The following is a 13062-nucleotide window of genomic DNA, read 5'->3' on the forward strand; positions in this document are numbered from 1 at the left end:
CTAGAACCACCGCTTCCAGAAGCCCTGCTTCTCCTGGGGCTCGGGCTCGGGCTCGCCGGCGGCCAGGGCCAGCTCGGCCAGCTCCTCGTCGGTGAGGGGCGCCTCGTCGGCGTCGGCGTCGGCCGCATCAGCGTCGCCGGCACCCGGCGCGTCGGCCGCATCTGGCGTGCCGTCGGCGGCCGGGGCCGCCTCGGCGTCGGACGCCTCGCCAGCCGCGGGCTCCCCCGCAGCCTCGGCCCCGTCGTCTTCGGGCGCGGCGGCGTCAGCCGGCTCCGAAACCGCCGGCGCCCCCTCGATCACGTCGCGGCGCCGCTCCCCCGCCGTGACGGCCGCCTCCTTGGCGTTCTCGCCGCGCAGGGAGTCCTCGTCCTCGTCGAAGCGCTCGTCGAAGGCGCCCACCAGGGCGGCGGCGAACTCGTGGGCGTCGAAGTCGCGCAGATCGTCGATGCCCTCCCCCACGCCGATCTTGATGATGGGCAGCTCCAGCTCGTGGCTCACGGCCAGGGCGATGCCGCCCTTGGCGGTGCCGTCGAGCTTGGTGACGATGAGCGCGTCCACATCGAGCGCGCGGTTGAACTCGCGAGCCTGCTGCAAGCCGTTCTGCCCGGTGGTCGCGTCGATGACGAGCACGGTGTAGACGGGCAGCTTCGCGCGCTTGCGCACCACGCTCACCACCTTCTCCAGCTCGCGCATGAGGTCGGCGGAGGTGTGCAGGCGCCCGGCGGTGTCCACGAGCACGAGATCGGCCCCGACCGCCTCGGCGCGCTCGATGGTGTCGTAGCACACGCTCGCCGGGTCGGCCCCGCGCTCGCGGGTGACCATCTCCACCCCGGCCCGGCGCGCCCACACCTCGAGCTGCTCGATGGCAGCGGCGCGGAAGGTGTCGGCCGACCCTAAGATGACCGCGCGCCCGGCGTCGGTCTGCTCCTTGGCGATCTTGCCCACCGTGGTGGTCTTGCCCGTGCCGTTGATGCCCACGAACAGCACGAGGGCCGGCTCGCCGCCCAGGATGTCCGCGCCGCCCTCGGTGAAGGAGGCGGCTATCTCGTCGTTGAGCAGGTCGAGCACGGCGTAGGCATCCGGCAGCGCCTTGCGCGTGGCGGCATCGCGCAGCCGCTCGACGATCGAGTCAGCCGCGCTGCCGCCCACGTCCGCCAGGATGAGCGTCTCCTCCAGCCCCTCCCAGAATTCCTCGTCGAGGTCGGGCCCGCGATCGAGCAGGACGTTCATCGACTCCTTGAAGCGGTCGCGGGAGCGGGTGAGCCCCTCGCTGATGCGGTCTAAGAATCCCATGGCTCTCTCCTTCGCTTCGGTCGGGCGGCGGCGCTACTCCGCGTACTGGAGGGCGCGGTCGAGCTTCTGGCTGATGACCTTGGTCACGCCGTCAGCCTGCATGGACACGCCGAACAGCACGTCAGCCGTCTCCATGGTGCGTCGCTGGTGGGTGATCATGATGAGCTGGGTCGAGTCGCGCAGCTGCTCGATGTAGGCCACGAGCCGACGCAGGTTGGTGTCGTCAAGGGCGGCCTCCACCTCGTCGAGGATGTAGAACGGCGTGGAGCGCGTGCGGTACACGGCGAACAGGAGCGCGAGCGCGGTGAGGGACTTCTCGCCGCCGGACATGAGCATCATCTTGGTGATGCGCTTGCCGCGGGGCTGGGCCGTCACCTCCACGCCGGTGTTCTCCAAGTCGTCCGGATCCACGAGCGACAGGCTGGCCGATCCGCCGGGGAACAGCACGGCGAAGATCTCCTGGAAGTTGGCGTTGACCTCCTCGTAGGTGCGCACGAAGTCGTCCTTCATGCGCGCGTCGATGACGCGGTTGATCTTGGCGAGCGACTTGCGCGCCGAGTCGAGGTCGGACAGCTGGCCGGCCAGGTAGTCGAAGCGCGCCTTGAGCTCGTCGTACTCCTCGGCCGCGTCCGGGTTGATGGTGCCGAGGTTGGCGATGCGCCGCTGGAGGCGAAACGCGGTCTCCTCCGCGAGCGGGCGGTCCTCGAGCGGGGGCAGGACGAGCGCCGTCTCGAGCGGCGTCTTGCAGTCAGCCACGATGACGTTCACCGCCGCCTCCACCTTGAGCTCGAGGCGGCCCTTCTCCACGCGCGCGGCGGAGAGCTGCTCGTTGACGACGTCGAAGGCGTCATGGGCGCGACGGGCCGCGGCTCGGGCCTCGGTGATGGAGGCGTGCAGGCCGGTGGAGGAGTCCTGGGCGGCGCTCGCGCGCTCCTCCAGGTCGCGCGTCCAGCGGCGGGCCGACAGCGTCAGCTCCTCGAACACGGCGAGCAGGGGCTCCAGGCGGCGGGCCGACGCGGTCTTGACGGCCAGAAGCTCGCGGGCCTCGGCCACCGTCTCGCGCAGGGCCTCCAGGTCGCCCAGGCGGGCGTCGCGCACGCGGGCGGCGTAGGTGTCGCGCTCGGCGAGCTTGGCGGCCTCGAGCTTGGCCTCGGCCAGCTCCTCGGACACGCGGTGCGCCTCGGAGCGCAGGGGAGCCAGCTCCGCCTGGATCTCCTCCTGCTTGGCCTTGGCATCGGCCAGGCCCTGCTGGCACTCGGCGATCTGGCGCTCGTAGGTCTCCACGTCGGGACGGGCGCTCGAGATGATGGCCTCGGCCTCCTCGCGCTGGCGCGTCACCGACTCGAGCTCGCGACGGACGGCGGCCAGCTTCTCCTCGGCCCGGTCGGCCTGGGACCGCGACGCCTCGGCGCCGCCGCGCAGGGCGGCGAGCCGCTGGCTCAGGTCCAGGCTCGCGGCCTGGGCCTTGCGCAGGGACTCCTCCGCCTCGCTGGCCTCGCGCTGGGCCGTGGCCGTGGCCTCCTGGGCATCGGCGAGCGCGCCGCGCAGGTCCTCCACGCGGCGGACGCGGGCGAGCACGCCCTCGGCGCCCTCGTCCACGGCGGTGCCCACGCTCACCTTGCCGCTCGGCCATACCACCGACCCGTCGGCGGCGGCGAAGCGCAGCCCCAGCCCGTCGGCGCCGTGGGCCTCCAGGGCGTCGTCGAGCGTGGCGCACAGCACCACGTCTCCCAGCACGGCGCGCACCGCGCGGGCCGCCGAGGGCGGAAAGGCGAGACGCTCGATGAGCGGGGTGCCCGGAGCGTCGGCCGGGTAGGCGGCGGCGCGGGCCTCGGGCAGGCTGTCGGGCGAGGCGTCCTCGCGCAGGAGCAGCGACACCTCGCCCTCCAGCTCGGCGGCGGCGAGCACCGAGGCCACCGAGGCGGCGCACACCGCGTCGTCGACGAGCAGCGTGGCCACGTCCGGACCGAGCAGCGCCTCCACGAGGGCCTCGCAGCCCTCGGAGGCGCGCACCACGTGGGCAAGCGGCTCAAGCGCGCCGGCCAGCTCGTCCTCGTGCTCCATGAGCCAGGCCCGCGCCGGGCCCGACGCGGCCACCGAGGCGCGCTCGACCTCCTCGAGGGCCTGGATCTGCGCCGCCAGGGCGCGCTCGGCGTCGCGCGCCTCGTCGAGGGCGGTGCGGGTGGCCTCGCGGGCCTGGGTGCACGTGCCCACCAGCTTGCGGGCGGCCGACTCCTGCTCGTCGAGCGTCGCGAGCGCCTCGGCGGCGGCAGCGGCCTCGGCGGCGAGCGACTCGGCGTCGGCCTGGGCGCGGGCGAGCGAGAGCTCGAGCTCGGCGCTGTGGCCCTCGATCACCTTCACGTGGGCGAGCCCGTTGGTGAGCGCCTCCTGGGTCTCGGCGTGGCGGCGGCGCGCCACGTCCATCTTGGCCTCCAGCTCGCGCGCGTCCTTGCCCAAGGCCGACGACTCGCGCTCAAGGCTGCCGCGGCGCACGCCGAGGTCGCGGTAGGACTGGTCGAGAGCGGCCACGCGCTCGTCGGCGGCGGCGCGGCTCGCGGCCACCTCCGCCAGCGTCGAGGCGGCCCCGCGCAGCTCGGCCTCGGCCGCGGCGCGGCGGGCCTGGGCCGCCTCGATCTCCAGCTCGATCTCGCCGGCGCGGGCCGTGGCGGCGCGGCGGCGCTCGTGCATGACGAGCGCGGCGGAGTCGAACCGCTCAACGGCCGCGGCGGCGGCGCGGTACTGGCGCGAGAGCTCGCCGGCGTCCACCGAGTCGAGCCGGATGCGCTCCTGAAGCTCCTCGACGGCGGCCTCGGCGGCCTCGATGGCCGCGCGCTTGGCCTCCATGTCGGCGGCAAGCGCGGCCTCCTTCTCCTGCGAGCCGTCCCAGGCGCGCTGGAGCGTGCGCAGGTCGTCCACGGCCAAACGCAGGCTCACGTCGGCCAGCTCGCCGGCCAGCTCCTGGTAGGTGCGGGCCTTCTTCGCCTTGCGCGAGAGCGGCCCGAGCTGGCGCTCCACCTCGGCCACCACGTCACGGGCGCGGGCCAGGTGCTGGTCCATCGAGGCCAGCTTCCGCTCGCTCTTCGCCTTGCGCTGCTTGTGCTTGAGCACGCCGGCGGCCTCCTCGATGAGGGCGCGGCGGTCTTCCGGCTTGCTCTGGAGGATGGAGTCGAGCGAGCCCTGGGAGATGATGGAGTGGGTGCCGGTGCCCAGGCCCGAGTCGTGAAGGATCTCCAGCACGTCCATGCGGCGGGCCACCGTGCCGTTGATGAGGTACTCGCTCTCGCCGTTGCGGTACATGCGGCGGGTGATGGCCACCTCGTCGTAGTCGATGGGCAGCGTGCCGTCGGAGTTGTCGAGCACGAGGTCTACCTCGGCAAGGCCGGTGGGCTTGCGCGCCGACGAGCCGGCGAAGATGACGTCTTCCATGGCCTGGCCGCGCAGGTGCTTGGCGTTGCGCTCGCCGAGCACCCAGAGCACCGCGTCGGAGATGTTCGACTTGCCTGAGCCGTTGGGGCCCACCACGGCGGTGATGCCGGGCTCGAGGGCCATGACGGACCGGTCGGCGAAGGACTTGAATCCCTTGAGGACGAGTGACTTCAGATACATGGGCGCCTAATCCTGCTTCTTCTTGGCGGCTTCCCGCTCGCTCTTCTTCCGCGCGCGCTCCTCGGCCTTGGCGGCCTTGGCCGCGGCCTTCTCGGCGGCCTTCTCCTCGGCCTTGGCAGCCTTCTCCGCCGCCTTCTCCTCGCCGCCGCCCAGCCCGAAGAACTCGGAGAGGCGCGCGAGCGTGGTCTTGGCGGCCTGGCTCTCGGCCTCCTTCTTCGTGCGGCCGACGCCGCGGGCGAGCCCCTGGTCGCCGGCGTAGACCTGGGCGACGAAGGTGCGGTCGTGCGGCGGGCCCTGGGTCTCCACCAGCTTGTAGGTGGGGGTGATGCCGTCTTCCTGGAGCTTCTCCTGCAGGGCGCTCTTGGGGTTCTCGGGCTCGCTGGCCATGTCGAGCGACATGCGCGGCACGAGGGTGCGCTCCACGAAGTCCACGGCGGCGGGCAGCCCCCCGTCGAGGAAGAGCGCGGCCACCACGGCCTCGTAGACGTTCTCGAGCGCCGAGTGGAGCCCGCGCTTGCCCGTGCCCGTCTCCGACGAGCCGAAGACGATGACGTCAGCGAAGCCCAGGCCCGCGGCCACGTCGGCCAGCGACGCGCCGGAGACGAGCGCCACCTTGATGCGGGTGAGGCCGCCCTCGTCCAGCTCGTGGAAGCGGTGGAAGGCGGTGGAGGCCACGATGGCGCCTAAGATGGAGTCGCCGAGGAACTCGAGGCGCTCGTAGGAGAACTTCACCGACTTGCCCTCGGTGGCCGAGGGGTGGGTGATGGCCGAGAGCAGCACGCCCTCGTCCTGGAAGGCGTAGCCGAGAATCTCCTGGGCGCGGTCGAGCTTGGAGCGCTGCTCCTCGCTGAGCGTCATGCGCGCTCACCGCCCTCGATCACCTTCGCGGCGATGACCTCGGAGACGTGGGAACGCACGGTGCGGGCCGCGGCGAGCACGCCGCTCTTGATGGCGAGCGGGCTCGACGAGCCGTGGCCCACCACGCAGGCGCCCTTGACGCCCAGAAGCGGCGCGCCGCCGTGGGTGTCGGGGCTCAGCTTGCCCTTGAGCTCGGCCAGGTCGCCCTTGACGAGCAGCGCGCCGAGCTTGCCCTTGGCCGAGGCCATGAGGGCGTCCTTCATATAGCGGAACAGCACCGACGAGGTGCCCTCGATGGCCTTGAGGCAGACGTTGCCGGTGAAGCCGTCGGTGACCACCACGTCGAAGGTGCCGGCCAGGATGTCGCGCCCCTCGGCGTTGCCGGCGAATTCCGGCACCTCCGCGCGCAGAAGCGCGTGGGCCTCCTGGGCGGCGGCAGACCCCTTCGTGTCCTCCTCGCCGATGTTGAGCAGGCCCACGCGCGGAGCCGCCACGCCCATGATCTCGCGGGCGTAGACGGCGCCCATCTGGGCGAACTGCACCAGGTACTCGGCCTTGCAGTCGGCGTTGGCGCCCACGTCCAGAAGCAGCGTCGGCGTGCCGTAGGCCGGCAGCACCTGGCCGAGGGCAGGGCGCTTGACGCCCTTCACGCGCCCCATGACGAGCGTGGCGGCGGCCAGGCAGGCGCCGGTGGAGCCGGCGGAGAAGAAGCCGTCGGCTGCGCCCTCCTTGACGAGGCGGCAACCCACCACGAGGGAGGAGTCCTTCTTGCGGCGCACGGCGTTGGCCGGGTGCTCGTCCATGGCGATGAACTCGGTGGTCGCCCGGGCCTCGGCGCGCTCGTGGGAGGCGGCGAAGGGCTCGACCACCTCGGCCGGGCCGCACAGGATGACGGACAGGTCGGGGTCGGCGGCGAGGGCCTGGGCGACGCCGTCCAGGACCACCCCGGGGGCGTCATCGCCGCCCAGGGCGTCCACGGTGATGGTGACTTTCTCTGCCACGCTCTGCTCCTTCATGTCGGATGCTCGCGGGATGCGGCCCGGCCGCCCACGGGGCGACCCGCGGCCTTGGGGGAAGACGGCGGCCTACAGCCAAAAAGCCCCCTGGCGCGCCTGGCGTCGTGCCAGGCGTGCTAGGAGGCTTGCGGGGACCTCATGCAGATGCGGAAGCCATCCGCACGGCGTCGCCAAGCGGACGCGCTACTCGGTCTCGATGACCTCGCGGTTCTTGTAGAAGCCGCAGGTCGGGCACACGCGATGCGGGAGCTTGACCTCGCCGCACTGCGGGCACACGGAGCGAGCGGGAGCCGCGATCTTGTCGTTGCTGCTGCGGCGGGCGTGGGTGCGGGCGCGGCCGGTCTTGCGCTTGGGTACTGCCATGGTCGATTCTCCTTCATTACATCCCGGGAGGCGGGGCCCGCCGGGCTTTACTTCGCTAAACGCACGAAATGGTATTCTACCAAAGGGAAGAACCCCCTGCAAGGGTGTGGTGGCGGGTTTTTTCGCGGCGGGCGTCGCAGGCGGGGCCGGGTGCGGCGGGCGCTTGGCGCCGCAGGCAGGGGCGGGTGCGGCCCGGTCGCGCGCATCGCGGTGCGTCGCCCCCCCTACTCCCCGAACTGGAGGCGGTAGTAGCGCGCATAGGTGCCGCCGCGGGCGAGCAGCTCGTCGTGGGTTCCCTGCTCCACCACGCGCCCGTCCTCCACCACGGCGATGAGCGAGGCGGATCGGATGGTCGACAGGCGATGGGCGATCATGAGCGTGGTGCGCCCGCGGGAGAGCTCCTCGAGCGAGGCCTGGATGGCGCGCTCGCTCTCGTTGTCGAGCGCGCTCGTGGCCTCGTCGAGGATGAGGATGCGCGGATCGCGCAAAAACACGCGCGCGATGGCGATGCGCTGCTTCTGGCCGCCGGACAGGCGCGCGCCGCGCTCCCCCACCAGCGTGTCGTAGCCGTCGGGCAGGCTCATGACGAAGTCGTGCACGTTGGCCTTGCGCGCCGCGGCCTCGATGGCGGCATCGTCGGCGCCGGGGCGGCCGTAGGCGATGTTCTCGCGCACGGTGCCGCCGAACAGGTAGACGTCCTGCTGCACGATGCCGATGGCCGCGCGCAGCGACTCGAGCGTCACGTCGCGCACGTCAATGCCATCGATCTCCACGGCGCCCGCGTCCACGTCGTAGAAGCGCGGCAGGAGCGAGCAGGTGGTGGTCTTGCCGCCGCCGGAGGGCCCCACGAGCGCCACGGTGGACCCGGCCGGCACCTCCAGGTCGAGCCCGTCGAGCACCGGCCGGCCGCCGTCGTAGGAGAAGCGCACGCCGCGGTAGCTCACGCGCCCGCGCGGGGCGCCAGACCCGGCGCCCGCGCCGCCTGCCCGCGAGACGCCCCGCGCGCCCGGGACCGGCCTCGCGGCTTCCGCGGCTCGCGCAGGCCCCGCATCCGACACGGCTTCCGCGGCTCGCGCCCCCTCTCCGCCTGGGGCCTGCGCGACGCGCGCCTCGGCCTGCTCGAGCGTCACCGCACCTGGGCGGTCAGCCACGTCGGGACGCTCGGCGAGCACCTCGATGAAGCGGCGGAAGCCCGCGTAGCCCTTCTGGAGCGTCTCGGTGAAGTTGATGAGCTGCTCGACCGGCGCGATGAAGATGCCGATGTAGAGGGCGTAGATGGCCAGGTCGCCCACGGAAAGCGTGCCCTGGGCCACGAAGTAGCCGCCGCCCACCACCGTCACGCCGTAGAGCACGCCCAGGAACAGCGAGCTCATGGCATGAAACGCGCCGAGGAACCGGTAGGAGCGCTTCTTCGTGTCGAGGAACGCCTCGTTGGCGCCGCGGAACTTCGCGCGCTCGGCCGCCTCGCCGCCGAAGGACTTCACCACGCGGATGCCGCCGAGGGAGTCCTGCACCGCCGCGTTGATGCCGGCCATGCGCTCGCGGTTCTCGCGGAACACCGCGCGGCGGCGGTAGTTGAGCGCGAACGAGAGCGCAGCCATCACCGCCGTGGCGCCGAGCATGATGGCCGTGAGCGGCACATTGATCATGAACAGCAGCGAGAACGAGCCGACGATCTTGAGCGTGCAGATGAGCAGGTTCTCAGGCCCGTGGTGGGCGAGCTCCGATATGTCGAACAGGTCGGTGGTGACCTTGGACATCATGGCGCCGGTGTTATGGCGGTCGTAGTAGCTGAACGAGAGGCGCTGGTACTGCTCGAACAGGTCGCGGCGCATATCGGCCTCCATGCGGGCGCCCATGATGTGGCCCCAGCAGGTGATGAACCACTGGCAGGCGGTACGCGCCAGGTAGAGCACGGCGAACAGCCCGGCAATGCCGGCGAGCGAGCCCAAGATGACGTCGGCGGGCTCGAGGAAGAACTCCTTGGTAAAGAAGCCGAGCAGCTGGGGGAAGGCCAAATCGATGCAGGCGAGCGCCACTGCGCAGAGGAGGTCGGCGGCCAGCAGGCCGCGGTAGGGGCGGTAGTAGCCGACGAAGCGGCGGATGACGCGGCCGGCGGTCACCTCGGCGTGCTCTTCGCGCGCGGCGCGCTCGGCGGGGCCGGCGGCGGGCGCGGGCGCGGTGAGCGGGCCGCGGTGGGCGTCGCGGGCGTCGGCGCGGGCCGAGCCGGGGGTCTCCACGTCGCGCGGGGCGCAGGACGCGGTGGCTGCGGGCGGGGCGTCGGCGGGACGGGAGGCCGGCGCGGAGCCGAGGGTGAGGGCGGCAGGGCCTGCGGGGCCGGGGGCCACGGAGGCGGGAGGCGTCGAGTTGGCGGGCGCCGTGGCTGCGAGGCCCGCAGCGGGACGCGAGGGCGTTTCGTTCTTGGTATCCATAGGCGCATGATACCGCGCGACCGGCGCCGAGAGCCCAAACCGTTCGGCAACGGCGCGCTCACTGCCACTTTTTCCGGTCGAGATGGCACAAATCGGCAGTTTGGTACGGTGCGAAAGAGCGCAAGCGTGACACGCGAGAAAATCAGGCGAACACGACCTGGGGTTATGCGCAGGCACCTATGCCGCAGGACGCCGAAAGCGACCTCCGGCAGCCGTCGGAGCGTACCGAACTGACAATCAGTGCCAGTTTCGCGCGAAAAAGCGGCAGCGAGCTACGCCGACGAGTCGTGGCGCCGCTCAAGCTCCGCCTCTATCTCACCGAGCAGGCGGTGAGCCCGCTCCACGTCCTGGGCGAGCGTGTCGGCCACCGCGCGCCGGTCGCCCGAGGCGGGCGCAGCGGACGCCTCCCCCGTCTGGCGAGCGCGCGTCTCGGTGATGGCACGGTCTGCGGCGTCCACGGCGGCGCCCGCCACCGCGGCCCGCTCGGGGTCGCGGGCGCGCAGGGCCGCCATCCGCCCCAGCCGGTAGACGGCCGACGTAGCTCCGCGCCCGTACATCCCCACGTCGCGCCCGAACGGGAACGACACGGCCACGGCCACGATGAACAGCGGGGCGCCCGCCCAGCCGAAGATCTCGCATCCCAGAAGGATGGCCGCCAGCGGGCAGCGGCTCATGGCCGCAAAGAAGGCCACCAGCCCCACGGCTGCCGACCAGCCCGCATCGCCCCCGGTCATGACGGTGCACGACGCACCGAGAAGCGCGCCGATGGTGAACGTGGGCATGATCTCGCCGCCCTTGAACCACAGCCCCAAGGCGAGCGCGGTCACGAGTGCCTTGAGCGCGAAGTCCCACGTGCCCGCCTCTCCCGCCAGCGCCTCAGCCAGAAGCAGACCGCCGGTGCCGGCGAGGGACTGCCACCCGAAGGCCAGGGTGAGCCCGGCGATGAGCAGGCCGCCCGCCGCCACCCAGAGATAGTAGTCGCGCGAGCGGCGGGCCGTGACGCGCTGAAGGGCGTCGATGGCCTTGACGAACAGCGTGCCTCCGATGGCGCAGGCCACGCCGATCACCACGCAGCCACCCACCACCGGCCAGCTGAGGGCCGGCAGGGCCACCTTGGGGATGACGTCTCCGATGCCCACGGCGCTTGCCAGCCCGAAGGCCACGAAGCACGCGAGCAGGATGGAGAGCAGGTGCTTGGTCACCGAGCGTTTGAAGCGCGAGAGCTCGAGCACGAACATGCACGAGCCGAGCGGCGCGAAAAACAGGGCGGCGAAGGCGGCGGCCATGCCCGTGGCGGCCGCATAGCCGGTCATGGGCTGCCCGGCATCGGCGCGATGGACGGGGCGCAGCTTGAAGGGGCGGGCCACCAGGTCGCCCAGCGACGCGCCCATGTGGAGCGCGCCGGCCTCCTTGCCCACCGACGCGCCGCCGAGGATGGACAGGCACGTGCCGATGAGGATGCCGGGCGCCAGCCAAGGAGAGACCTCGCGATCGTCGCGGATGAGGCCGACCACCTTGTGGGTAGTCATGTCGAGCGGCAGCCGCCATGCGTGGTAGAGCAGAAGCGAGAGCACGCCCAGGACCGGCAGGGCGAAGACGAGCTGCCAGCAGGCCCGGTAGGCCTCCCAGGCCAGCCCCACGCACACGCAGAGCACCACCGAGGCCGCCGCTCCCGCCACGCCGGCGACGACGGCGAACAGCGCATGGCGCGCCACCTGGCCACCGTCGATCACGTGCATGCGCCCCCCCTTCCGCTCAGGTCCGTCAACCCAACCATAGGGCGGCCCCGAAAGATGGAAGGCCCCGGGCGGCGAAGCGTTTCCCCCTCGCCGCCCGGGGTTTCCCGAGGCGTTACGTTCGCCATGGCGCGGCGAGGTGGGTGAAACCCCGAAAAGCAGCCGACCTCCTGCAATTTCGCACGGTTTTGCACCCCCCGCTGCCTCAGGAGGCCGCCCGCGCGGCGCTTCGCCGTCTTTTTGAGCCCCAAGGGGGCCTCTGGGGCCAGGCAAGGGGCGCGAGAGAGTGCAAAACCGCTTCGATTTGCGGCAGAGGGGCCGATTTTCGAGGTCGGGCCGCAGGCGGGTGCTACTCAGCCGTCCCCTCGGGCGCCTCCGCGCCCAGGTCGAGTCCCTTGAGCACGGCAAAGGGGTTGGCGGCGTCGACGTCATCGGCCGCAGCGGGCTCGCAGCCGCAGGGACCCTCGTTGAGGTTGGCGCCGCAGGCGGTGCACAGACCCTGGCAGTCGTCGCGGCACAGGGGCACGAGCGGCACCTCCAGCAGCACGGCAGCGGTGATGAGCGGAGCCAGGTCGATCTTGTTGTCAGCCGGCAGCACATCGAACTCGTCCTCGTCCATGTCCTCCGGCGCCTCGGCGTCCTCGCCGCCGATGAGGAAGTAGCCCTCGATGTCGCCGGTGACGGGCAGGGTCACGTCTTCCAGGCAGCGGGCGCAGGAGGTGACGGCCTCGCCCTCGGCGGTGCCGGTGACCAGCAGCGCGTCGCCGGTGTTCGTGATGTCCGCCGACCAGGCCAGCGGCGCGGTGAAGGTGTACAGGTCGGGCCCGGCCTTGAGCACGCCCAGGTCGGCCTCGCCCTCGAAGTGCGCCATCTCGGCCGGCGAGAACAGCTCGTTGGGGATGGCAATCTTGATCGGTTCCATCGCTTCCCTCCTTGGGAGCTCGGGTGTGGGTAAAAAAGCAGCCGGCCGCGGGTGGGCGGCCGGCGATGGTGCGTGGCTGTGCGTGGGCGCTGCGGCTGCTAGCGGACGCTGATGGAGTTGGCGTTCAGGCGGTCGCGGCAGCGGCGCGCGTTGTTGAGCAGCGTGTCGAGGCTCTGCTCCACGTGGCCGAAGACCTCGTCGGCGTAGTCCTCGGCGCCGGCGCGGGTCTGGCGCTCGAGCTCGCGGGCGTCAGCCAGGATGGTGTCGGCCTGCTGCTGGGAGATGCGCACGATCTCCTGCTCGGAGGCGATGGTCATGGCCTGGGAGCGGGCGTCCTCGATCATGCGGTTGGCCTCGGCCTCGGCGTCGTCGAGCAGGCTCTGGCGCTCGCGGACGATCTGTCGGGCCTGGGAGAACTCGCTCGGGAACGTGTCGCGGATCTCGTCCATGATCTCGAAGGCGGCAGCGATGTCCACCTGACGCAGGTTGTTCTTGCCGAACACCGGCTTAGAGTCCTCCAGGAGGATGGACAGCTCCTCCAAAAGCCCCAAAACTCCAGTCTCGTCCATGGTCATCCTTCCAGCCGTCACGTGCCCCAGGGGCACCGGGTCTATCGCATGCCTGCGCAGCTGCGTTCGCACAGTAGTCGTACTATTCTAGCACGCGCGAACCAACCCCCAAAACCACACACAAACCGAACACGTTTTGGAGGGGGAGGCGATACCTAGACTCGCTTGGCCCAGCGCCTTGCGCTACGTCACGCGCCATTGCTCTCCCCTGCAAAACATGCTATAAATGACTCGGTGGCACCGAGAGGCGCTACCTCCAAGAGCCGG

The 13062-nt window shown here is 71.5% G+C and carries 9 protein-coding genes; all 9 read right to left on the reverse strand.

Annotation, left to right across the window (positions count from 1 at the left end; all coding sequences use genetic code 11):
• The 9 genes from ftsY to AC6I0Y_RS06990 all read right to left on the reverse strand — a co-directional run bounded on the left by ftsY (position 1) and on the right by AC6I0Y_RS06990 (position 12795).
• On the reverse strand, positions 1-1293 hold the full coding sequence (ftsY, locus tag AC6I0Y_RS06950) for a signal recognition particle-docking protein FtsY (protein ID WP_497730386.1): 1293 nt from the start codon (positions 1291-1293) through the stop codon (positions 1-3).
• Positions 1294-1326: 33 nt separating this feature from the next.
• Entirely contained in the window at positions 1327-4899 is a 3573-nt protein-coding gene (gene smc / locus AC6I0Y_RS06955) for a chromosome segregation protein SMC (RefSeq protein WP_497730389.1), read from the reverse strand.
• Positions 4900-4905: 6 nt separating this feature from the next.
• Positions 4906-5757, reverse strand: coding sequence for a ribonuclease III (gene rnc / locus AC6I0Y_RS06960; RefSeq protein ID WP_497730391.1), 852 nt, complete (start codon positions 5755-5757; stop codon positions 4906-4908).
• Complete coding sequence (gene plsX / locus AC6I0Y_RS06965; protein ID WP_497730394.1) at positions 5754-6773, reverse strand: phosphate acyltransferase PlsX; 1020 nt, start codon at positions 6771-6773, stop codon at positions 5754-5756. The genes rnc and plsX overlap by 4 nt, the downstream gene beginning before the upstream one ends.
• A gap of 183 nt (positions 6774-6956) precedes the next feature.
• A complete protein-coding gene (gene rpmF / locus AC6I0Y_RS06970; RefSeq protein WP_160710465.1) occupies positions 6957-7136 on the reverse strand; it encodes a 50S ribosomal protein L32 in 180 nt (59 codons plus the stop codon).
• Positions 7137-7360: 224 nt separating this feature from the next.
• Positions 7361-9568 carry an ABC transporter ATP-binding protein gene (locus AC6I0Y_RS06975; protein ID WP_497730397.1) on the reverse strand — a complete coding sequence of 736 codons (2208 nt, stop codon included), beginning with the start codon at positions 9566-9568 and terminating at the stop codon, positions 7361-7363.
• 272 nt (positions 9569-9840) lie between these two features.
• Positions 9841-11307, reverse strand: coding sequence for a chloride channel protein (locus tag AC6I0Y_RS06980; protein ID WP_497730399.1), 1467 nt, complete (start codon positions 11305-11307; stop codon positions 9841-9843).
• Between the two features lie 346 nt (positions 11308-11653).
• On the reverse strand, positions 11654-12226 hold the full coding sequence (locus AC6I0Y_RS06985; RefSeq protein ID WP_497730401.1) for a YceD family protein: 573 nt from the start codon (positions 12224-12226) through the stop codon (positions 11654-11656).
• A 98-nt stretch (positions 12227-12324) separates the two neighbouring features.
• On the reverse strand, positions 12325-12795 hold the full coding sequence (locus tag AC6I0Y_RS06990) for an ATP synthase subunit B family protein (protein ID WP_160709696.1): 471 nt from the start codon (positions 12793-12795) through the stop codon (positions 12325-12327).
• Between the last annotated feature and the right edge of the window lie 267 nt (positions 12796-13062).

Source organism: Adlercreutzia sp. St.1H8 (genome assembly GCF_059728655.1).

What these genes read in the sequence shown, in the direction of transcription:
- ftsY (WP_497730386.1), bottom strand. Translation starts at nt 1,293, where the DNA reads ATGGGATTCTTAGACCGCATCAGCGAGGGGCTCACCCGCTCCCGCGAC.
- smc (WP_497730389.1), bottom strand. Translation starts at nt 4,899, where the DNA reads ATGTATCTGAAGTCACTCGTCCTCAAGGGATTCAAGTCCTTCGCCGAC.
- rnc (WP_497730391.1), bottom strand. Translation starts at nt 5,757, where the DNA reads ATGACGCTCAGCGAGGAGCAGCGCTCCAAGCTCGACCGCGCCCAGGAG.
- plsX (WP_497730394.1), bottom strand. Translation starts at nt 6,773, where the DNA reads ATGAAGGAGCAGAGCGTGGCAGAGAAAGTCACCATCACCGTGGACGCC.
- rpmF (WP_160710465.1), bottom strand. Translation starts at nt 7,136, where the DNA reads ATGGCAGTACCCAAGCGCAAGACCGGCCGCGCCCGCACCCACGCCCGC.
- AC6I0Y_RS06975 (WP_497730397.1), bottom strand. Translation starts at nt 9,568, where the DNA reads ATGGATACCAAGAACGAAACGCCCTCGCGTCCCGCTGCGGGCCTCGCA.
- AC6I0Y_RS06980 (WP_497730399.1), bottom strand. Translation starts at nt 11,307, where the DNA reads ATGCACGTGATCGACGGTGGCCAGGTGGCGCGCCATGCGCTGTTCGCC.
- AC6I0Y_RS06985 (WP_497730401.1), bottom strand. Translation starts at nt 12,226, where the DNA reads ATGGAACCGATCAAGATTGCCATCCCCAACGAGCTGTTCTCGCCGGCC.
- AC6I0Y_RS06990 (WP_160709696.1), bottom strand. Translation starts at nt 12,795, where the DNA reads ATGGACGAGACTGGAGTTTTGGGGCTTTTGGAGGAGCTGTCCATCCTC.